The sequence below is a fragment of the Rhizobium pisi genome (genome assembly GCF_003938655.1).
GTDB classification, from domain to species: Bacteria; Pseudomonadota; Alphaproteobacteria; order Rhizobiales; family Rhizobiaceae; genus Rhizobium; species Rhizobium pisi.
Genome location: NZ_RJJT01000012.1, coordinates 120,644 through 141,749, shown reverse-complemented (window position 1 = coordinate 141,749; position 21,106 = coordinate 120,644). Strand labels below are relative to the sequence as shown.

18 protein-coding genes and 3 pseudogenes are annotated in these 21,106 nt (G+C 56.1%); 9 read left to right on the top strand and 12 right to left on the bottom strand.

All coding sequences use genetic code 11. The features are described 5' to 3' along the window. Positions 1-301: 301 nt before the first annotated feature. Together EFD55_RS34215 and EFD55_RS18450 are read right to left on the bottom strand one after the other, a co-directional pair. On the bottom strand, positions 302-574 hold the full coding sequence (locus tag EFD55_RS34215) for a YciI family protein (RefSeq protein WP_342635129.1): 273 nt from the start codon (positions 572-574) through the stop codon (positions 302-304). 193 nt (positions 575-767) lie between these two features. Further along, entirely contained in the window at positions 768-1,793 is a 1,026-nt protein-coding gene (locus EFD55_RS18450) for a potassium channel family protein (RefSeq protein ID WP_125846486.1), read from the bottom strand. Between the two features lie 96 nt (positions 1,794-1,889). On the opposite strand from EFD55_RS18450, the pseudogene EFD55_RS34125 reads away from it, so the two are divergent. Beyond that, a pseudogene (locus EFD55_RS34125) lies at positions 1,890-2,024 on the top strand (helix-turn-helix domain-containing protein); the annotation flags it as partial. Between the two features lie 17 nt (positions 2,025-2,041). On the opposite strand, the gene EFD55_RS33215 reads toward EFD55_RS34125, so the two are convergent. From EFD55_RS33215 to EFD55_RS18440, 3 genes are read right to left on the bottom strand one after another with little or no spacing between them, the layout of a single operon-like run. Continuing rightward, positions 2,042-2,200, bottom strand: a complete 159-nt coding sequence (locus tag EFD55_RS33215; RefSeq protein WP_165504834.1) for a hypothetical protein — start codon at positions 2,198-2,200, stop codon at positions 2,042-2,044. A 43-nt stretch (positions 2,201-2,243) separates the two neighbouring features. Further along, positions 2,244-2,714 (bottom strand): hypothetical protein, encoded by a 471-nt coding sequence (locus tag EFD55_RS18445; RefSeq protein ID WP_125846485.1) that lies wholly within the window; start codon positions 2,712-2,714, stop codon positions 2,244-2,246. Then, complete coding sequence (locus EFD55_RS18440; protein ID WP_125846484.1) at positions 2,656-3,336, bottom strand: hypothetical protein; 681 nt, start codon at positions 3,334-3,336, stop codon at positions 2,656-2,658. Before EFD55_RS18440 ends, EFD55_RS18445 begins: the two co-directional genes overlap by 59 nt. A 389-nt stretch (positions 3,337-3,725) precedes the next feature. Between EFD55_RS18440 and EFD55_RS18435 the strand changes: the two genes are divergently transcribed. Both EFD55_RS18435 and EFD55_RS18430 read left to right on the top strand, forming a co-directional pair. Next, positions 3,726-4,784: a nitrilase-related carbon-nitrogen hydrolase gene (locus EFD55_RS18435; protein WP_165504833.1), complete on the top strand. Its 1,059-nt coding sequence runs from the start codon at positions 3,726-3,728 to the stop codon at positions 4,782-4,784. Between the two features lie 199 nt (positions 4,785-4,983). Beyond that, the gene (locus EFD55_RS18430; protein WP_125846482.1) at positions 4,984-6,378 is read left to right on the top strand and encodes a hypothetical protein; all 1,395 of its coding nucleotides are present in this window, start codon (positions 4,984-4,986) and stop codon (positions 6,376-6,378) included. Between the two features lie 340 nt (positions 6,379-6,718). Here EFD55_RS18430 and EFD55_RS18425 read toward each other — a convergent pair whose 3' ends face one another. Together EFD55_RS18425 and EFD55_RS18420 are read right to left on the bottom strand one after the other, a co-directional pair. Then, positions 6,719-7,750 (bottom strand): hypothetical protein, encoded by a 1,032-nt coding sequence (locus tag EFD55_RS18425; RefSeq protein WP_125846481.1) that lies wholly within the window; start codon positions 7,748-7,750, stop codon positions 6,719-6,721. After that, positions 7,740-9,404, bottom strand: coding sequence for an HsdM family class I SAM-dependent methyltransferase (locus tag EFD55_RS18420; RefSeq protein WP_125846480.1), 1,665 nt, complete (start codon positions 9,402-9,404; stop codon positions 7,740-7,742). The genes EFD55_RS18425 and EFD55_RS18420 overlap by 11 nt, the downstream gene beginning before the upstream one ends. Positions 9,405-9,709: 305 nt before the next feature. Between EFD55_RS18420 and EFD55_RS18415 the strand changes: the two genes are divergently transcribed. Further along, entirely contained in the window at positions 9,710-10,858 is a 1,149-nt protein-coding gene (locus EFD55_RS18415) for an AAA family ATPase (protein WP_125846479.1), read from the top strand. After that, entirely contained in the window at positions 10,851-11,519 is a 669-nt protein-coding gene (locus tag EFD55_RS18410; RefSeq protein ID WP_205909785.1) for an HNH endonuclease, read from the top strand. The genes EFD55_RS18415 and EFD55_RS18410 overlap by 8 nt, the downstream gene beginning before the upstream one ends. Before the next feature lie 521 nt (positions 11,520-12,040). On the opposite strand, the gene EFD55_RS18405 is transcribed toward EFD55_RS18410, so the two are convergent. Continuing rightward, positions 12,041-12,742, bottom strand: a complete 702-nt coding sequence (locus EFD55_RS18405; RefSeq protein WP_125846478.1) for an acid phosphatase — start codon at positions 12,740-12,742, stop codon at positions 12,041-12,043. A 428-nt stretch (positions 12,743-13,170) separates the two neighbouring features. Between EFD55_RS18405 and EFD55_RS18395 the strand changes: the two genes are divergently transcribed. Next, the gene (locus EFD55_RS18395; protein ID WP_125846477.1) at positions 13,171-13,392 is read left to right on the top strand and encodes a hypothetical protein; all 222 of its coding nucleotides are present in this window, start codon (positions 13,171-13,173) and stop codon (positions 13,390-13,392) included. Positions 13,393-13,536: 144 nt separating this feature from the next. Next, a pseudogene (locus tag EFD55_RS18390) lies at positions 13,537-14,204 on the top strand (response regulator). A 363-nt stretch (positions 14,205-14,567) separates the two neighbouring features. On the opposite strand, the gene EFD55_RS18380 reads toward EFD55_RS18390, so the two are convergent. From EFD55_RS18380 to EFD55_RS18370, 3 genes are all read right to left on the bottom strand, one after another. Then, positions 14,568-15,449, bottom strand: a complete 882-nt coding sequence (locus EFD55_RS18380) for an ABC transporter permease (RefSeq protein WP_125846476.1) — start codon at positions 15,447-15,449, stop codon at positions 14,568-14,570. 10 nt (positions 15,450-15,459) lie between these two features. Continuing rightward, positions 15,460-16,278, bottom strand: coding sequence for an ABC transporter ATP-binding protein (locus EFD55_RS18375; protein ID WP_125846475.1), 819 nt, complete (start codon positions 16,276-16,278; stop codon positions 15,460-15,462). Between the two features lie 94 nt (positions 16,279-16,372). After that, on the bottom strand, positions 16,373-17,386 hold the full coding sequence (locus EFD55_RS18370) for an ABC transporter substrate-binding protein (protein WP_125846474.1): 1,014 nt from the start codon (positions 17,384-17,386) through the stop codon (positions 16,373-16,375). 316 nt (positions 17,387-17,702) lie between these two features. On the opposite strand from EFD55_RS18370, the gene EFD55_RS18365 reads away from it, so the two are divergent. Beyond that, positions 17,703-18,692 carry an IS5 family transposase gene (locus EFD55_RS18365; RefSeq protein WP_125846473.1) on the top strand — a complete coding sequence of 330 codons (990 nt, stop codon included), beginning with the start codon at positions 17,703-17,705 and terminating at the stop codon, positions 18,690-18,692. A 26-nt stretch (positions 18,693-18,718) separates the two neighbouring features. On the opposite strand, the pseudogene EFD55_RS33800 reads toward EFD55_RS18365, so the two are convergent. Then, positions 18,719-18,898 (bottom strand): annotated as a pseudogene (locus EFD55_RS33800) (EAL domain-containing protein); the annotation flags it as partial. A 573-nt stretch (positions 18,899-19,471) separates the two neighbouring features. Between EFD55_RS33800 and EFD55_RS18355 the strand changes: the two are divergent. Further along, positions 19,472-19,762: a hypothetical protein gene (locus EFD55_RS18355; protein ID WP_125846472.1), complete on the top strand. Its 291-nt coding sequence runs from the start codon at positions 19,472-19,474 to the stop codon at positions 19,760-19,762. Positions 19,763-21,106 lie beyond the last annotated feature (1,344 nt).

Below are 21,106 nucleotides of genomic sequence, written 5' to 3'. Positions count from 1 at the left end.
AGCTGAAAATCCGGCAGCCAACTTTGACCTAACAGCCACACGGCGGAGGAGGAGCCCGCTCGAAGTGCTGACGTTTTGGTGGGATTGACTGCAGAAGCGGTCGCGCCGGCCATCGTGCTGTTGGGCGACGTATGGCCCTGATCGAGATCTCAGTGAACTGGACACAAAGTCCGAGTCGATGCCCCTGCAAGCATCGTAGCCCATTGCAACGAAGAGCTGCCGCCTGAACTGCGCTGGCGGGAATGGATGCTGCGGGTCGAGGCGGTGATCTTTGCATCGGCCGAGCTGATCCGCCGCGAAGTTACTCGCTGGCGACGGGCACTCCTTTGGCTTCCGGCGCCCAGCGGACAGGGAAGAGATCCGCGCGAAGGCGGGATTGAACTCCTGTATCTCGGTCTACGAGTTTGTCATAGACGGAGTCAGCATGAAGCATGGCATCCGGCTCCCCTTTATCGGCGCAGCTCGCCAGAACGATTCCGCCAGTGGCTGGATTCATCGGTCCAGAGGCAATAATCCGGCCCGCCTTCGTGTGTCCGATCAACCATGCACGGTGGCTGTCGAGATGGTCGGCGATGGCCTCCGGAGGGATTGATCGCGACGGTTCACAGCTGCTGAACGATGGCTCAAGGCCGGACGATCAAGGTGGAGTTTTTGATTTCGGATGTGCCTCAGACTGCGGCGAATGCCGCGGTGACAGGAGCCACGGCCTTGAGTGCGCTCTCCATTGAACGCGTCCGGGCGACGTCGCCGCGTGACGCGCAAGGCTTTCATTTCCGACCTTCATCTTCAGGGGGCTTCAAAGCCGGTTGAGGCTGGCCTTCAGCTGGTTGCGGTTGTGGGTTCGCGACATGAGGGCGCTTGGAGCCCTTGTCCTGGTCGGCTTTTTGGGACGCTCGCCAAGCCAGTGCATTGAGAAACAGGCCCGCAATAAATATTCCCGAGGTGGCCTCTAGGCCGACTAAAAGACGCGAGGCATTCGCTACGGGAACGATGTCGCCGAGACCGAGCGTCGTCAGGATCACGACGCTCAGATAAAGCATGCGACCAATGTCTTTTCCAATAGCCGTGGAAATCCCCACAAACTCGTTTTGGAAGTCCGTTAGTGTTGATACTTCATCGCCCCATACTATAAATTTTCCGGAAACCGCGGCAGCGACCCACTTACGGGCTTGGCTTGCGCTCCGAAATTCAGGTTTTGAAAGGTCAGCACCTTTCTCACCGATAAGCCCACAATCTAAGATTCCCCTATGCGGATGAGTGCGCTCCGTGTAGGTGCATTCGGCGTCGAAACGAAAATAGCTGAGTGGGGCGTCCCTCTTATTGTAAGACAATCTCGCCCGCTGGTATTCTTTCACTTCAATTCCAAGGGTGACGTGTATCGTCTGCCCGTCGGTAATCGACCGGCTTAGCGCCAACGATTCGCAGTTGGCGTAGTATCTCGAGAAGAGCGAACGGGTAGGTAAAGCCCAGAACCGCTTGGAACCGAGAGCTTGGTGAAGTTTCCAGGTGGTACCGATCTTCACGAATAGACCGGGAGGATCGCAGAGATTCGCGCGAACACGAAGAAATATAGCTTTGCCCAAAATAAGAGTAGCTTCGTCTTGTCGGTCCACCCAACTGGACTCCTTCGAAGCGTATGGTGCATAAAATCCATCTGGAGAGATCAGAAAATACAGGCCAGCAAAGCTGGGAATTAGGAAAAAGTAGATCGCAAGATACCAAAGGGGATGCACACTGCTAAGCCACGCTAGCAGGCCCGGCTTTTTTTCCAGTGGTTTTCCCGGCGAACTCACGCGGCCCCCTCGCAATCGATTTTTAGACTAACGCTAAACCTACGATTGTCATCAGCAATATTGCGTGGCGCTTGACGATTTCTTGAAATTGATCTCAAGACGCTCGACGTCACGCCGCAGGCGGCGCGGCGGGATCATTTTGAAGCTCGGCCTGAGGGAGATGACCTGAGGGGGAGGTTTCGGGCATGGGGCGTGCTAGCAATCACCCTGCCCCCCCGCGGAACTCGATAGACCGGCGGTCTCGACGGTCAGAGCGGAATTAGCGAAAGGCCGGCCAGCGTGTGGTTGTCGAGAAAGGCACTGCGATCGGAAATCGCCTGTCGGTTTGCAGCATCGATCAGTGCCTCGACGATAAGACGCGCAAGGCTGCGGGCCTTGATCTGTTCGGACGTGGAGATTGCTTGCATTTTCCGGCCGTGCAGGAAAAAGCTGCGCAGATTGTAGAGATGGTCAAAATCCTTCGATTCGGCGGGACCGACAAGCGAGGCGATGAGCGCCTGCATTTCGCCCGGCGGATTTCTTGGGAGGTACCGACGGCGCTCCTTGGCCACGGAAATCGCCACGCATGCCAAGGGCCGCCTCTGCAGTCATATGGGCGAGAAAGGAATCAATTCCTTCGGTTGCGAAGCCGCGGACGAGAAAATGCTCGATCGGCGTTTCAAAAAGCACCGAGAGGCGTGCCCTTTCAAATGCGGCCCAGCGGGAGTTCTGCCAATCGTTCAGTTTGAGAGTGGCTTGGTCGTCGATCGGCAGCGTCAGCCGGCGGGTATATTCCTCCGTCGATCCGTCATGATGGGCGTAGTAATCCTGCGTGAAGGAGAGCGTCGATGAAAGCGGCGGCGCCTCAATGCGAACAAAAAGGTCATCGCTGACCGTATGCACCCACGGCACCCGGAACGCGAATAGATCGACTTCGGGCATGCCCACCCATTCCTCCCAGGGCGCGGTCATGGGGAAGGCGAGGGCGGTTTCGACCGCGGCCGGGAAACGTGGGCTTGTGCGGGTCGATCTGGCCGAAGTCCCTGTCGAGGCTGCCGTACATCCAAGGCATGGCGCGTTTTTCCGGTTCGTCCTTCAAATCAACGGCTTCCCTTATCAAGAGCCTTTGAAAATCGCTGAACCCCGCCAAATCGATCTGGTGTCCGCGCGTCGTACGGGCAATTCTCGGCGCATCGAAAATCTCCGCGAGTTCGGTCTCGGTGAACCGCCGAACTTCGCAGTTGCCGAAGCGCAATTCGGGAAGATCATCAGCCATGTCGAGCGGAACGAGGTGACGCATTTCGGGCTGTGCCGATCGGAGCGCCGGATCAAGACGCTCTGCCGCGCAATCGACGGGAAGTGAAAAGCGGGCCGCCTTTTCGGGAAGGGCAAACGGTGCGCCAAGCGCGTTGGATAGTGAGAAACCCGGCGAGCCCGCATCGTATCCACTGCTACAGAGTTCCTGCAGCCGCAGGAAGGACGGCTCCTTGAGAATATTTTCCGGCCCTGGAAAACTGATCTGCCAGAGTTCGGCAAGGGTGGGCAATAATCGGTTTTTCGACATCTCCTCCTCGGGGTTTAGGTTCCATTTCGGGACGATCCCGGACCACTATCGAGACCCGGATGGCGATTTGGAAGAGAGCTTCGACTTCAGATCCTTTTTTCAGACGCCTACGACGGCCTGCCGGCGTGGTATCTCGTCATAGATATTTCGAAAATGGGCATTTTCACCCGATCGCGAAACAGGCAAGGGCGCCGGCTCCCGATCTTTGGAACTATCGTTAGCTTTCGATACGGCAAAGATTGGTGAAGCAAAATCATGTGCAAGCCATGGTTGCTTTCCGGTGAATTTAAGATCAGGATGGTAGAGGGGACTCCGATGGTCGATAAGCATAAGCTTCGGCCAGCTTAGCGGGTCTGTTGAGACGAGCATTTGCTGTCATTGGGGGGCTCTTGTTCATCGGCTGGTCGGGTATTTCAACATTACTTGTCGCGGCTTTTGCCGTTTTGGCATCGCCGACGTCGCAAGCGGCGGAGTTGACAGTAGGCCTCGTGCAATTGCGAACTGCTGATGCAGGCAATTTCCAGGTAATGAAGGCGCTGGCAGTCGAGGCAAAAAAGCAAGGAGCAAGCCTGGTAGTTTATCCGGAAGCGTCGGATTTGGGTTGGCTCAATCCGTCAGCATTTACAGAGGCCGAACCGATACCCGGTCGTTATAGCACTGCGTTCGCCGCCATTGCTTCTGAGCTTGGTGTGTGGGTAGCTGCAGGACTTACAGAGCGCGGGCCCAAAGCTGGGCCGGGTTCACAAGCGAACTCGTTTGAGGCTTATGATGCGGGCATTCTCATCGATCCAAAAGGCCAAATTGTCATCCATCATAGACAGTTCAATGTTGTGCAAAACGCATTCGATCCCGCGGCGTGCCAATCCATTCTGAACCAGCCGCAATGCTCATACTCTCCCGGCGAGAAAGAAGATATCAAAATCACCAAAACCCCGTTTGGCCGGACCGCGATCCTCGTCTGCGCGGATGCGTATACATATCCGCCAGCGGTAGCGCTTCAGCAACTGAAGAATCTTTCGCCCGATTTGGTAATAGTGCCTTGGGGCATCACAGCCGCTGCGCAAAATCAATGTGGTGCGAAAGATTTCAATGCGACCGGCTACGCGTCCGAGGCCGCTAGCTATCTGAAATCGGCCTTCGTCGTAGGCGCCAACGCGACAGGAGAACGGCACTACGGTCGCTTCCTTCCATCCGTGTATTGCGGCGATAGCGGCTATGCGACACCGTCAGGCGAACCCGTGGAAGCGCCTGCGACGGGGTCTGCCGTCGTCCTGATCCATATTCCCGATAGCTTCCAGGCACCAACACCGCTTGTCATCAATGAAAGTTCCGCAAATGAGTTCTGCCCCGCAGTCTGTGGTTCCTACGCGTCCAATTGGAATGATCAATGGACTTCCGACGTCGGCCACGGCGGAAGCTGTGGTTGCACCCCAAACTCGGGCCAATGACAGTTAACAAAACCTTCTGAGCCGCATTTGAAAGCAGGCTTGAATTTAAGGGAGCGTTTAGTCTCGGTCGAGGTTCGGCAGAGCCGCTGCGATCCTGAGGAGCCAGGCCAAACCAGGGTCGTACTGGCTCGGCTTGCAAGGGAAAGACTTTATTTCGCTCATTGAATTGACCCGCAGTTGCGCGTGGAAGGAGGGATCCATGTCAGTCATCGTCGCTGCCATTATCGCCGGTGCTACTGCCGGACTAACAAAGGTGGGAGGCGATATCGTCTCCGATTTATATCAGGCGTTGAAATCAGAGATCGCAGAATTCGCCAAATTGGATCTCACTGGGATTGAGGAACGCCCGCATGACATTAAAGCGAGAGAACAACTTGAGAGCCAGGTGGAGGCGGCCAATCTGAATGACGCAGATGTAGTTGGCACTGCCAAACGACTGATAGAGGCCTCCATAAAGCAGCGAGTGCCGATGGACAAAACCTGGCTTGTCGAGGTCGAAGAACTTGTCGCAAAAAAGGACATCGTATTTCTCGACAACGAGACGCAGGCGTTGCTGCTCAAAGCGAAAACCGTTCGTACGGATGGCGCGTTTCGTGTGGAGAGGAATATACAAAAAGGCCACTCGGGGGCAACTTCAGGTCCCATGGTCCAAGTTGGTCGCATGCGAGCCAATAGCGTCAGCGTGGTTCAGAATGTCATCAACGCTGTTCCCTACTGGCTGAGAATTGTCATTATGGTCGCAGTTATCGCGATCCTTGCCAAGGCTGGCTCCGACTATGTGGTAAGACGTGCGGCCTTCGATGCTGCTGTTGAGCGCGTATTCAGTCAGCAGGGAGACGGATATATGTCATCCGTCAATTCATTGGCGAATTTGCAGGCCAGCATCCGAAACACGAGAGACAACGGCTTCTGGTCTCCCCTCGCTGCGCAATGGAGTAAACATATCGGCCGGCTGGAGGAGGTTTTCGAACCAATTGCCACCGGACTGACAACGGGGACGATGTCACCTACAGGGTCCGCTCGGCGAATTTGCCCGGCTATCGAAACAGTCCTCAAGGCGCATTTCGGAATGCTTGCCCGTGTGTCGACGGTCCCAGGTATTTCGGTGAATATATCGGCAGCCACCGGGACATCCGAGCTTTCGGTCTTCGGGCCAGTGGTCTCCATTCCAAGCACGCGTGAGATCGAAACTGTCTTTGTCCAGGCTTGCGCCGGAGATCTCGAAACGATCAAGAACCCCCCCGATCTGCGAACAGCAGAGCAAAAACGACGCGATACTATTGCCGCCATCGACGAGCAGATTGAGGAGCTGAAACGGCTGAAGCAGACAGATTTAACTACTGCTCGTCAGCAAGCCCGCACGGACTTTATACGTGCTGTTGCCGGATACTACATTGGCATGGGAGTGTATCGAGTGGATGCGATCGACAACGCAGAACGAGAATATGACGAAGTTTATAGCGGATCTGGGGTTAATTACCTTGCGCCCGGCATTAATGAATTAGTTGACAAAATAAGGGAAGTCAAAGCTCTCGGCTCGCGTGACTTCGACGGTGAGATAAAGACCCTCGAGGTCCAAAAAGCCGCTCTTTAATTGGCCTCTATAGGCACACAGGTCTAGCAGGCTTCTGCTTCTGCGGCGCAACTGAGAGAGGATTCATTATACAAATAGCTGGTTAGCAACTCCGTGGCGTCTTTCGTCCTTTTGAACTTCCGGCCAAATCACGGTGGCGGGCAATCGAGCGGCACGCCATATCTTGCAACCGTAAGCGATGAACAGGGGTGAAGTCTGCATGAGAGAGACGCCAACAAGAGAAGGGATTGAGAGCCGGCGAATAGCCGAGGGGACATTCTCTGTCGTTGCTGTGCCGATTATCTTGAGGTTGTTGTCCTTCTGCATGCGATTAGGCAACTTTGAAAATCAGCTTGGGCTTCTATTTCCTAGGTAAGATAGAAGCGCGGCGCCTTCTCGCCTCCTCATGCATGTTGACGGGCGTTGCCGCGAGAACGCGCGTAACCAACGACGTTAAAAAACGGGCCGGCGAAAGGTCATCCGGGGTTTGGTTTTCGAGGATCGATACCTTGGGCAGGGTCTTGACAATGTTCTCGACCGTGCTGTCGGCAAGATGGGCGATCTCATCCTCGGCTGGATCCGTTATCGGCTGCGGGCCCGGCTCCAGTATGCCCTCGCTAGGTTCTTCCTCGACGGCTACCGGCAGTGCTTGATCGCTTGAATAATCCATCAAGACCAGGCAGGTGGAGTGATACGCATCGTCCTCTCGGCCAAGCTTGGCCAGGAGGTCGAACAACCACTCGGCCGTCTTGGGTTCCTTTTCCAGGATGTCAGACCGTAGGCCGAACAAGAACCCGAGAGCCGCAATCGGGTGGCGCAAACGAAGATTTTTGGCATCGCCGTAGGATTCCTCGATGCGGTTCGGCGCATTCTTCCCGTAAGAGGAATCCATTCGCTTCGTCGAAATCAACAATTCCGGACCGGTCACCCAATCGGTGATGATGACATCCACCTGTTTCAGGTAGTTCTTGCCTAGGATGGAAGCCGAGGAGGAGGTGACGCCGGGGATGGACGTGTTCGACGTCAAATGGGATTGGGCCTTGGCTCGTATCGCGGTGGGAAGCGACTTGACGAAAGCTGAGACAGGCGCGGGAAGAACCCGCGGATTAGCAGGCCTCGGCCAAACCTGGTCCGTCCCGAAACCAGCCCTGCGAAGCTCATAGCTGAGCCACACATCGAGGGCGAGGGCAGGCACCCCCGTTTGCGTCCCCACTTTCAGGTGCAGCGGAACGCCGAGCAACAGCGCAAGGGTGTCGTAATCGGGATGGAAGAACGGCTGGCCGTCTGATCCAGGAACCCATGGATTGCTGTGTTCCCCGCCAGGTGCGGCGGCTTCGACGATGTGATCGAATATTTCCCAGGCTTCTGCTTTCGAACTTGGTCTAGCGGCCACTTGCTGCCCTCAAATTGCGACGGTTCGCCAGTTCCGCGCGTGCATTCCGGACGGCTGCCATTTGCGTCGCCGAAACCTCGCCGTCGACCAGCAGTACCTCGTCAACGAGCTTGACGGCATCGAGCAGCCGCCCTTTGTCTAGGAGCTTTCCAACGTTTCGCTTTATCTTGCGAAGCTCATCGGCACGAGAGGCAACAAAGGTAGGCGAGGGCATGGCCCAGACGTCGGCCTCCTTTGGCTCGATCTTCAGGATTCCGCCTCCGTAGGCGCGGCCGACCATTTCGGCATGCAACAAGGTTATAGAGTTCAAGCTGGCAACAGGGAGGAGCTCGCGGCCGAGGGCCCTATGCGCGTCGTCGAGATAAACCCCATGCACCGAATTAAGGTGACGGGCCTTGGCCGCGTTTTCGGTGATCCGGGGGGTGTCGGCATTCATGCATGTCAGCAAAAGGTCCGCGGGTGAAACGAGTGGTACCCGGTACCAGGTCTTGCGGACCCGGCATTTATAGGCGGTGTCGACGCCTGTCCTATGGCCGTCGGCAATATAGGCCGCGGCAGCCTTGGAAGGCGGGTCATTTGGATAGAACAGGTGAATCGCGTTGCCCTCTTCACCAAGTTTCTTCAGCTGGGCACTCGAAAGCGAGAGGCCTCGCAAATGCGAGCTTCCGGGTGGCGAAAGGCTGAGCAACTCGTCTGGGCGCAGTCCGAGCTCGGCTACGCGCTGGGGGGAAAGCGTGAAGTATTTGTTGTTTCCGGTTACCATTCCGAGCGTTGTGTCGCCCCAGGTTTCCAGGTTCGTGTAGAGGCCAGCTGTCGAAAGAGCGTGCAAAAGATGCACTGCGTCGATATCGACGAGACTGCTGGTCCACTTGCCCGCTGGGTCGGCCGGTGTCCAGCTCAGTCCCGGGCCCAAAGTGTCGAGCGTTGCAGCGTTCTTGGTTTGCCGGATCGTTGCAAAATCCGCCGGCCCCTCCAGGTAGCCGTCAGCAAGAAGAAGCACGACATCCGCTTCCGCCTCCGGGAACACTTGCTCATCGAACAATACGAGCTGCACGTCGCGGAATCGACTGAACAGGAACTTGCGGACGGGCGCGGCATAATTCACCGAGAGCAGTTCGGCGGGCAAGACGAAGGCCAGGCGGCCGCCTTTCTTAAGGAACAACGCCGAGTGCACGGTGAACGCAGCCCAACTCGACGCAAGCCCGGTCAGCGAAATGCCGCCCCTGATGGCAGCCTCCCGGGCACGTGCACGGGCTTCCCCGGTAAAGTCCTGGTATCGGATATAGGGAGGATTTCCGATGACGGCGTTGAAGGCGGGATCCGGCGTGACGGCAAAGAAGTCGGACAGTAGGATATCGGCCTTGCCCCCGGCATCAGAGACCCGCTTGCGAGCAACATCTGCGCTGTGGGCGTGTATCTCCACGCCATGAACCATAGGGCACGATCGCCTGCGGGGAGCGAGTTCACGAAGGCGATCGACCGCGGAAACCAGGAATGCAGCGTCGCCGGCGGCGGGTTCGAGCACGCGCTCCTCGGGCTCGCGAATGGCCCAGTGCGAAATGAAACGGGTAATCGCTGGAGGCGTGAAGAACGCACCTCTCTCCTTGCGGAGGACGGGAGTGTCGATAGGGTCGCGATGGGTAACGAAAGTCACGGCTAGCTCCCGAATCGTGCACGCATGGGTTCGCTCTCTTGCCGCTTACCTATCCTATACAGATGAATTTCTGTCTACTCTTTGTTCTTATTTTCAATCTTCGGATCCAACGGAAAAATTGCGGCAAGCGATTGTGTAGCAATGGCCTACTTCCATCCAGAACTATAGTGAGCCTATGGGTCGGTGCGGCCTCTCGCATTTAGGGCTCCGCGGGTCGATGGTTCGGATCCTTTCAATCGCGTTGATATTGCACTTGTTCTACGAGGAGCAGTAATCCATGACTCATTGCAGCAAGGGAGACTGCTTTGGATCTTGAGAAACTTGGGCTTTCGCATGGCGAGGAGCGAGTTGCCATTTTGGTTGGGCCTAACGGCTCTGGAAAGAGCAATCTCCTCAAATCAATAGCGACCGAAGCGCGGCAGTATCGCGACGTCGTTGTCGTATCAAATACCACTCATGACCGGTTTGCGGGAATGCGTGGTATTGATCGGCTGTCAGCGGGAAGAGGAGGACAGTCACCGAAATCGATTATCAAGACTTCGGTTGCGAGGACGATCGATGACGGCAGCTCGCTATTCTACCAGATTGGCTCGATCCTCGAATATTGCGGCTATGCACCGCGTTTCGGATTCCGCGTCCATCCTCGGTGGCTAAGGCCCCTTGGCCAGGAGGAGGATTTGCCAGCGGACTCCGCGGAACTTCAAATCGCTCTGGCCTTCCTCGAACGGTATCCAAGCCGAGAGATAATCTGGATCGACCAATTCGGATCGCATCTAGATTTCTCGCTCGGCCGGGAATTTACAGCCGTGTTGCGCAACGAGGAAAAACTTGTTCGGACCCGCATGATATCAAAGCCGACCGACGTGTTCTTAGATAAAGATGGTGAAATCATCGAGCTGAAGAACGCAAGCTCGGGCGAGCTCGCTCTCATCTCGTCGTTGGTGTTCCTGATTACCAGTAACCGTCCGAAGCCCCTCGTCCTGATCGATGAGCCAGAAAACAGCCTACATCCAGTCTGGCAGCGAGACTATATTTCACGTGTTCTGACGGCACTGGAATATCGAAACGCCTCCATCGTCGTCGCGACGCATGCACCGTTGATCGTCACCGGTGCTCTAGCGGCTTTTAAGAACATCGTTTCGGTGTTTCAGATGAGGAATGCACTTCCTCAGCCGCTCAGCCTTTCGGTAGCGTCAGAGGGAGGCTCCAGTATCGAGGAGGTGCTCTGGCGCGCATTTGAGGTCATTACACCGGCAAACCACTTCGTGAGCACAGAATTGATGGAGTTGGTTTCGAAAGTCGAGAGCGGCCAGGTGAGCAGGCACACGGCGCTGAACATCGTGCAGACCATGCGTGCTGAAAGCTTCGATGACCAGCAACAGGGATTTTTGAATGCCGTTGGTGAGTTGATTGAGAAGATCACCGGCCGCGTTGATGGGGCGGAGAATGCCTGACCCCTATCTGCCCGAGCTAACCACATTTGCTCTAAATGATGATGAAACAACGGTCGTCACGGAAGCACTCAAGGCCAGCAAACCATGGGACTGGAAACCCGCTTGTCCGGTCAAAAAGGCTTCGCTGAAGAGTGCGAAGGACAAGATCCTCGCATTCCACCTTCAACGGCATAATCACACGTGTTGCTATTGCAAAACGGGTCTGAAGGCAGCCGGGCCCTTCATGACCGACCGAGAACATGTTCTGCCAAAGAGCAAGGCGCAGTTCAAGGCATTTAGCTACGCTATCTGGAATCTCGGCGTGGCGTGCAAGCGATGTAACATGCAGTTCAAAGGTGCCGCGGATGGATTCGTAGTGAGCAAGGTTGACCAAGTCGCATTTCAGACCAGCGAAAACTACCGGTTCATCCATCCGAACTATGACCGATGGGGAGACCATCTGACGCGTTTCGACGCTGGGATGGATGAAAAGAAGCTCGTTGTATTTTTCAATCCGACAGACAGCGAAAAGGGCCAGTACACCAAAGAGTTTTTCAAACTGGAGCAGCTGTCTCTCAACAGCTTTGACGAAGGACAAGGTCTGAAGACGACGGACCAACTTAGTCGGGCGGCCGCCTTGGTCCTGCAATTGGCCAAGCTCTTCGGACAACCCGTACCATGAGAGATCGTCAGGCCTGACTGGCGCTCGTTATGACGGTTCCAAACACTCATGCGTTGAAGACGCGTCAATCCCATCCTGAGGGCAAAGTCGCTGTCATAACAATATGTCTCACCCCCGATGGATACACGCCGGGCTGGCGGGAATGCATCCGGCTGAGCAAACGGATCTTCAAGATCCCCCGGGCCCACCACCCACGGATATGACGCAACCGCCGCGGCCGCTTCAAGGCCGACCTTCGGCGTCAAAGCGGGCGTTGGTTCAGATCTCTTCAAGGCGAGGGATGGCGACAATGGTCGGCAGCGACTGAAATGTATCAAGTCGTTATGTACTCAACGACGACTGCGCTGAAGCCACCAAAGGTAACCTCCGCGGGGTCTAGCTGCCGTTCGGCATAAATTGCCGGAAACGTTAATTGAAGGCAGTAAACTCTAACGCGAGGTCATCCAAGGGCGACCATGCCTGAAAGCATAGAACCGCCGGATTTCTCGCCGGCGGTTCAAATGGATGTTTGGTCAATCGGCTCAGACGTGGGACAGACCAAGGACGGATCGAAGTTCCTCCTTGGCGGCTTCAAATTCAGCTTTGTAGTCGTCATGGGTGCGGATCGTTTCGGCAATGACGGTGCCGGCGATGCGGCCAGCCTCGACGTCCGAAGCATAGTGAATGCCGCCGACAATACGGTTATGACCATATTCCCACGCGCGTGCCATCAGCTCGGTCCTTTTCTCCGGCACCATGTTGGAAAGGACGATGCCCATCAGCGTGCCGACGGTGGTGTGACCCGACGGATAAGCACCCGACTTCGAGAGGGGAACAATCGGCTTGACCAGGTCGCTGTAGAGGTGAGGCCGCGGACGCTTCCAGAAATCTTTGGCCGGATCGACTACAGCGCCTTCTGTGGCGACGACGCGGTCGAAGAAGGCGGCGAACTTCGGCAGGTTTTCCTTGGTGAACTTGGGATTATCGATCACATCGGCGAAGCGCCAGACATCTTCATCCGCATCGGCGACGGCACGTGTGGCCATCTCAGGTGTGCGGGTAACCTGGATCGTTAGTATTTCAGCGAGTTCGGCCTGCATCTGCGGCGAATTATTGGCGGGCGGTGTCGGCAACAGCGAAACGAGGTCGATTTCCTTGGCATCGGAAAATGGCTTGGCATCTTCCGCTAAAACGGAAGAAGCAAGGCCGATGACGAGGGCGAGCGACAGGGCTAGATTGCGCATGGTAACTCCTTTTGAACAGCGATGCCGACGCTAGCACCCCGATATTCCGCTCGTGTGACAGTAACTTCACCAATCCGTATGAAATGGATACAGTGTGGCGCAAACCTCCGAGCCTTCTCGCTCTTACGCCACCGCGCGCTGCATTTCCTCATTCCGGTCAAGGAGCCCTGATTCATCTCGCAATGCGGACATTGTGTGATGGCGGTCACGGCTATCGTGTTGCTATGGCTCCTGTGGAAACGTGCGTGGCGCACGGCTGTTTTCTGGCTGGTTGCTGTCGCAGGGGCGTCGGCTCTCAACACCATCATCAAGGTGACTCTTCACAGAGCAAGACCCGATGGGCTGCTCTATTCCGGCTGGAGTGCATATTCCTTCCTGAGCGGCCATATGCTTCGCCGGCACTACAACGCGCACATGGAGCCTGCCCAATGAACATTCTCAAAATCGCAACCAACGAACTCGTCGGCATGTTCATAGACGACGGCGCACTTGCCCTTTTGGCTCTAGCCCTGATCATCGCCGTCGGCTTTTCGGTGAAATGGGGGCTACTCGGCGGTTCAATCGGCGCCGGCATACCGATCGTCGGATGCCTGCTGATCTTGGCCGAGAGCGTCGCGCGAGCTGCGAGGCGGAAATTCATGCACAGGTGATGGCCTTATGAATTTTTGAAGGACTCTATGAATTCCCTTGTCCGAGAAGTCATCGATAGTGCCGTCTTTTCTTAGTTGCGCTATGCTAGGAGTAGCACCTCTAACGTCGCGACATTTCCGGATGATTTGTAGTAGTGTCCTCCTATGAAAGTCCTGCTTGTCGAAGACAATCATGAGTTAGCAGCGTGGCTTGGCAAGGCGCTCAAGCAGGCGAATTATGCGGTCGATATCGCACACGACGGCGAAGACGCGGGACATCTCCTGAACGTAGCGGTGTATGCCGTCGTCATTCTCGATCTGTCGCTTCCGAAAATTGACGGAATGACGCTGCTCAAGGGGCTCCGACAAGCCGGCAACAACGTCCCGGTTATCATCCTCACGGCCAATGCCAGCCTCGATGGCAGGGTCGCCGGACTGGATGGCGGCGCGGACGATTATCTTGCCAAACCTTTCGAAATAGCGGAGCTGGAAGCCCGCATCCGTGCGCTTGTCCGGCGCGGCCATGACCGGGCAGCGCCCGAGATAGCCATCGGAGATCTAATTTTCGACGGCGGCACGCGCCAGTTCACCCTGGCGGGCGAGACGCTGGTTCTAACGCCGCGAGAACATGCGGTCCTCGAACACCTTGCCCTAAAGGTCGGTACGACGGTCGCAAGGCAATATTGTCGGAAAGCGTCTTCGGCTTCGACGACGCAGCGGACGCAAGCGCGATCGAAATCTACGTCCATCGGGTGCGCAAGAAGCTCGAGGGCAGCTCGGCCCAGATTGCAACTCTCCGCGGCCTTGGCTACATGTTGCGCCATGCTGGGTGAAAAGGTCAAAAGTCTCGGAAAGGCGCCTTGCAAGCCATCCGGCTGCTCGGCGCAAGTCTGCGCATCCAGCTGTAGGCATGGATCTTTCTGACCCTCATCGGCGCGATCTGCATCAATCTCTACCGCAGTTTCCTCACAGCCAATACGACCGCCAACCTTATCTTCGACCAGACATTGATGGCTTCGGCGCGGGTCACTGCCGATGATGTCACCGTCGATGAAGCGCGGAGCAGCGCAGATCGCCGGAAGGCCACTGCTGACGGTCAGAATTCCGACCGTCACACACTGATCGAACTTATCCTGCCAATATAAAAACACCGGCGCCGGAGAGCGCCGGTGTTCTATGGTGCCGTCCATGGCGGATCATTGAATGTCGAGGCTCTGCTGCGGGCGCCACTTCGCCAAGCGGTTTTCGATCTGCGTCATGATGAATTCCGCGATCAGCGTTACGATCATCACAAGGACGATCGCGGCATACATGCCTGCAGCGTCGAAGGTGCCCTTGGCGATTGAAATCAGCTGGCCGATGCCGAAGCGGGCGCCGACGAACTCTCCAACGATAGCGCCGATGATAGCAAAGCCGAAGGAGACGTGAAGGCTCGCAAAAATCCAACTCATGGCCGAAGGAACGATCACGGCCCGCGTGACCTGCCAATCAGAAGCACCGAGGATCCTCGCATTGGCGATCATGTTGCGGTCGGCTTCACGAACCCCCTGGAACGCATTGGCGAACACGACAAAGAATACCATGATGAAGGCAAGCGCCACTTTCGATGGCAGGCCAAGGCCGAGGATCATGATGAAGATCGGTGCCAGAACCACACGCGGAATGGAATTGATCGCCTTGATATAGACCGACAGAACATCCGACAGAAAACGGTTGCGACCGAGGCTTACACCGACGATGACGCCGGTGATGGAGCCGCAGAAAAAGCCAATCAGAGCCTCTTCCATCGTCACCCAGAGGTTGTACCAAAGTGAACCTTCACTGGTCCCGTTGACCGCCCAATCGTAGAGACGAAAGATAATGTCGCTCGGGCTGGAGTAGAAAAACGGGTCGATCCACAGCAGGTTGGATGACAGCTGCCAGAGTGCCACAACCGCGACGAAGATCCCGATCTGCAGCGACAGAACCTGCTGCTTACGTCTCTTGATCGCGCGGAGCGCTGCGGCCTCGATTTCGGAATCCGATGTGCCGGGGCGAAATACGACGGCCGGCACGTTGTCTGCGATGATGTTTGCCATGCTTGTCTCCTTACGCAGCTTCGCTGGAACGGCGATAGCTGGCCTCGACCTCCTGGCGGAGATCCTCCCAGATCTTCTTGCAATAGTCGATGAAGCGCTGCTCGTAGCGAATTTCCGACACGATACGCGGGCGTGGAAGATCGATCGTGTAGACGGACTTGACCGTGGCTGGGCCGGCTGTGAGCACATAGACCTTGTCGGCAAGCGCGACGGCTTCCTCCAGATCATGGGTCACGAAAACGACCGAAGCCTTCCGTTCCGCCCATAGTCTCAGCAATTCCTCGTGCATGACGGTGCGGGTCTGCACGTCGAGCGCCGAGAAGGGTTCATCCATCAGCAGGATTTCCGGCTCGTTGATGAAGGTCTGGGCCAGCGATACGCGCTTGCGCATACCGCCCGAAAGCTGATGCGGATAGTGATGCAGAAACTTTGAAAGGCCGACGCGCTGAAGCCAACGTTTGGCGCTATCTTCTGCTTCCTTCCTCCCCTTGCCGCGAAACAGGGGGCCGGCCATAACGTTGTCGATGACATTGCTCCAGGGAAAGAGCGCGTCCGTCTGGAAGACGAAGCCGACGCGCGGATCGATACCGTCGACGGGTCCGCCCATCAGCCTGACCTCGCCGGCGCTCGGCCGCGCAAGACCCGTTACCAGGTTAAGCGTGGTGGATTTGCCGCAGCCGGTCGGGCCAACGACAGCGACGAACTCGCCTTCTTCCACGGACATGGTGAAATCGCGCAATGCCGTCAGCGACTTGCCTGTCGGAGAAACAAAGCGCCTGCTGACATTGAGAAGCTCGATTGCCGGCTTGCGAATGCTGATGTCTGACATTGGTTTTTCCTGACGCGCGCTGGTTAGGCTCGCACGCGAAGCCGAGGACATGTCCGCCGCCGGCGAACGTGCCGGAGGCGGATCTGAAAGCCGCTTACATGACCTTTTTGACGAATTCCGTGGTGTAGGTCTTCGAAAGATCGATCTGCTTGCCCTGCATATTTTTCGAGAAGGAAGAAAGAACCGAGAGAACGGTCTTCGGACCATCTTCCGGCATCACGCCATCGGCGGTAAACATCGCCTTACCTTCGTCGAGCGCTTTGACGTAACCTTCCTTGTCGCCGACATAATATTCCTTCGGCATCTTGTCGGCGATTTCGGCGCCGGAATGCGTATTGATGAAGCGCAACGTCTTCACGAAAGCATTGGCAAGCTTCTGGGTATCGTCCTTGTGGGCATCGACCCATGAGGTTTCCATGTAGAGCGAGGCTGCGGGATAAGTACCGCCGAGTGCCTGGCGTGCGCCTTCCATCGTGCGCATGTCGACGAGGACGGTTGCTTCCTTGGTCTTCAGCAGACGGGAGATCGTCGGTTCTGTCGTCATGCCCACCTGGATCGCATCCTGCTGCATGGCGGCGATAAAGGTCGCGCCTGCGCCGACCGGAACGGAGGTGACGTCGCCGGACTTCAGACCAGCCTTGTTGGCCATGTATTGGGTCAGAAAGTTGGTCGAGGAACCAAGACCGGTGACCCCAGCGCTATGACCCTTGAAGTCCGCGATCGACTTGATTTCCGGATGCTTGGCCGAGACGAGTTCGACTTCGCCTGGAGCTTGGCTGAACTGGACGACCGATTCGACAAATTTCCCCTTCGCCTGCAGATCGACGCAATGGTCATAGAAGCCGACAACGCCCTGGACCGCGCCGGCCAGAAGCTGGTTCTCGGCATCGACGCCGGCCGGTTCGTTCAGAAGCTCGACATCGAGGCCTTCATCCTTGAAATAGCCGAGGCCTTCAGCGAGTTTTGCGGGCAGATAGATCTGCTTTTCGTAGCCGCCGACCATCAGCGTGATCTTGCCGGCTGCATGAGCAGAATTTGCTGCAAGCATCGACGCGAGCATGACGACGGACAGTGCGGCTGAATTGAATAACGTGCGCGTAGAACGCATTGGATCTCCTCCTGGGTTTTCGTATCGCACTTACGTTGCCACGACGGCCACGCGCTCCTCTGCGATTTGGGGAAGATAGCTGGCCCAAGCTTTCAACCAGCTTTCAGGCGGATCAAGGATGAGAAAAAAGGTTCCAACTGAGGCGCAGCGCGTATCCGCTGCTGCTCAATTGGAACTCTTGCGCCATCCCGGTGTCGACGACCCTCAATGAAACCTGGATCCGTTGCATTTTCTCATTCAATTAGGCGTTGGTGCAGGGATCGTTAATGGCAGCGGGTTAGGTGCTGTTACAGTCTCATAACTGGTCTGTCCGACGATGCCCTTCAAACACAACGCCTCTCGCCGCCATCGCATCGAGAAGATGAAGTTCAAGCTGACGAACTGGCCGGAATATGAGGCCGGTCTTCGTCGGCGAGGCAGCCTGACGCTTTGGATCTCGCCGCAAGTAGTATCGTCCTGGCAGGCGCCGAAGCGAACAACACGCGGCGGTCAGCCGCGCTATTCCGATCTGGCGATAGAGACTGCTTTGACGCTGGGATTGGTGTTTGGCCTGAGGCTGCGACAGACGGAAGGCTTTATGGCTTCGGTGCTCAAGCTGATGGGGCTGGATCTGGCCGTTCCCGATCATACGACGTTGAGCCGAAGGGCAAGCAAACCAAGAGCGCCGAACAAGCGGCAGTTTTCTCGTGTCCCCGACAAGGGGCCCGTCCACGTCCTCATCGATAGTTCAGGGTTGCAGATCTACGGTGCGGGCCAATGGCTGGAGGAAAAGCACGGTGCCAGATCCCGTCGCAACTGGCGTAAACTGCATCTGGCGCTGGATGCCGACAGCGGCGGGATCATCGCACAGGTCATGACGGATCAGGATGCCGGCGACGCTTCTCAGGTGGAACCGCTGCTTGACCAGATAGAGATGCCGATCGGGCAGTTCACGGCCGATGGCGCTTATGATGGCAATCCCACCTATGAGGCTGTTATCAGGCACAGCCCCGGCGCTACGGTGGTAATTCCGCCACGTGCCAATGCGGTGGAACAGCCAGCCAGCGATCCCACCGATCAACGAAACCAACATATCGCGGCCATCAACGCCGATGGCCGGATGAAGTGGCAAGTCGATACCAGCTATGGCAAGCGATCGCTGGTGGAGAACGCGATCGGCCGGTACAAATCGATCATCGGCACCCGGCTGAGGGCACGCTCGTTCGCAGCACAGCGGACCGAAGTGGCTATTGGCTTCGGCGTCCTGAACCGGATGCTCGCATGCGCCCGCCCGAAATCCGTCCGATGCAGAAACGCTACCGAATAGCCAGGACTTCAAAGACAGAAATCCACTTACACTGCGATCGCTGCACCAAAGCCGTGACTAAGGAAATTGCCGATTGCATCGCGGGACATGGGGGCGCCCAAGAGCCGTCCTTGCAGTCGATCGCATTTTTATTTTCTAAGCCACGTTGCCTGACCGACTGTTTCGACGCCTTCGGCCGTAATGCGCATCCCCAACCCATGCGCTAAGCCGGATGACGAAACGCACGCTTCCCCTCGCGCTCCCCCTCACAGCCACCGAAGACTGAAAGTCCACAGCGTGGTTAAAATTGCACGTCTATGTAGAAATTTTATGCTGACCCCTTGTTCGGCGGCAATAATTGTTTAAGAGCTTAAATTGCTAAGAATTTTCCAATTTTGATCAAGGGACGATGTTCTTATTTCCAGAATTTTCCTTTTTACTTATAATATCCGATGCGCAACGCGGTTCGGGTCATCAACAAGGTTATAATCCTTTACGCCGGGTGCCGCCTCTCGCGTCAGGCGCGGGTCACTCGTTTCTCGGTGTGTCACCAATGATCCTACTGCTTTTGGACGAAGGTAAGTGAGTGCGCGGTCATTTTGACCCACAGCGTGCCGTGGTCGGCATGAGATCTCCTTGTGGCGACGAGTTATTGTTGCTTGGCGGCTCTAGGCAAGTTGATTTGATGATTAAATCAGAGTTTTGTGAAAATACACGCTATCGCAAATTGCATCTACAGGCGCAGAATGAAGCTTCCGTCTAGTAAATATCTCTGGCTAGTAATGTCCTTCGTACTTTGTATGCTGGTCATCTATATATATGGAGAAACTCTCCAGTCACATAAAAATCCGGACGAGCAGGCGAGAGATATATTAAAAAAATACCTTGCTGAATCCGGAGAAGTCGACCGTATGCGGTTTGCGAATTGCTCCAAAATTGAGCCGTCGGAAACCGATCGGCTTCCAGATGTGAGCTTCTTTATTGGGTGCGAGGTTAAGAAGCCGCTTTCAGCAGACCCCATTGCTTTGTCAGTGGCGTTCGGCGCTCGCGGGCAGGTTGAATTTATGGATATATCGAGGGGCGAGAAATAATGGGACCAGGTTCGAAAAAAAATCCTCTGACCAGTTTTGGACGAGAAGACGCGCAGGTGCAGTGGGAAATCGGCAACGGAGGCACTGTCTACGTTGACATGAATTCCCATATGACTCGCGGTGCAGGCTCGGTCTTCTCGATCGAAAGCTTCGCGTCTTCGTTTGGTCGAGCGACTCAGGGTTTGGCGCCAGGAACGGTTGTCCATTTCGAAACGAATGCGACGATAAGAGCCGCGTCGGGAGCGAGTAGCGCAACGGCAACATATAGCTATTATCCGAACACCGGCTTCGTAAGCGATCGTTCGTTTGTTTGGGGTAATACATCGGCTGGATTTCGCGGCGATGTAACGGTGCTTGGCAACGGCCGGATAGCCGTCGCTGGAGAAATAAGACCATTCGACGAGCAGTTCGATTTCTCACACAATACTTGGAATCCGATACTTGAAACCCTTCGAGCTATCGGTTCTATTTTGTCTGGGCGGGGCACGCCTTACAAAATTGAGTTTGTTGGCCAGGGCGTGCCTGTCTCTGGGGCGTTTCAGCTCCATCAATTTGGTGCTTTCGCCACCTATACTATGGTTCCAGCAGGCCCTAAGTGTTTCGCCGGCTCAACGCAGATTCGAACCAGCCGGGCGGAGAGCAAGCGAATCGACGAAATTCGTGTGGGCGACACAGTGCTCGCCTTCGACCAAGCTGAATCGAATGGCCGGAGTGACCTTGTCCCTAGGAGAGTGACGCGGATCTTCCGAAACGTCACAATGGAATGGATTCGGCTAAGCTGGCATGATCACGGCCAACCATATGAACTCGTTTGCACTCCTGGTCACCATTTCCTAGACCGGTTTGGCACCTTCCCTCCGATCGAGCAAATGATCAACGCCGGTAAAGCAATGGTCGTTTTAGAATCGGGGCAATTGGTCGAAGTTACGGCAGAGAGGATTGTCTATTCCGTCGAGACGTCGCACTTGTTCGAACGAGCGATTGTTACCGGGAGGAGCGCCGGCGGCGCAGCACTTCAGCCTATCGAAATCGAAGGATGGCAGACATACAATTTCGAAGTTGAAGATCTGCATACCTATGTTGCGGGCGGTGTCAGAGTTCACAACATATCTGATCAGATTGCCCACGACGGGAAGGGCGTCGATGATTGGGGAAGCGTCGCCGTAGCAAACAATGTGCCAGGCTACGGAAGTCAACTCCTCAACGGGGATGCTCTAGACCACTACTACAACTCTCTGGGTGGCGCGAAGGGATTTGCGGGCACAGCACTCGGCTGGGGCCTGACCGCAGCGGCTACGGCTAACTTCAGCGGCGCCAGCAGCGCTCTAGCTCAAGCTATCTTCA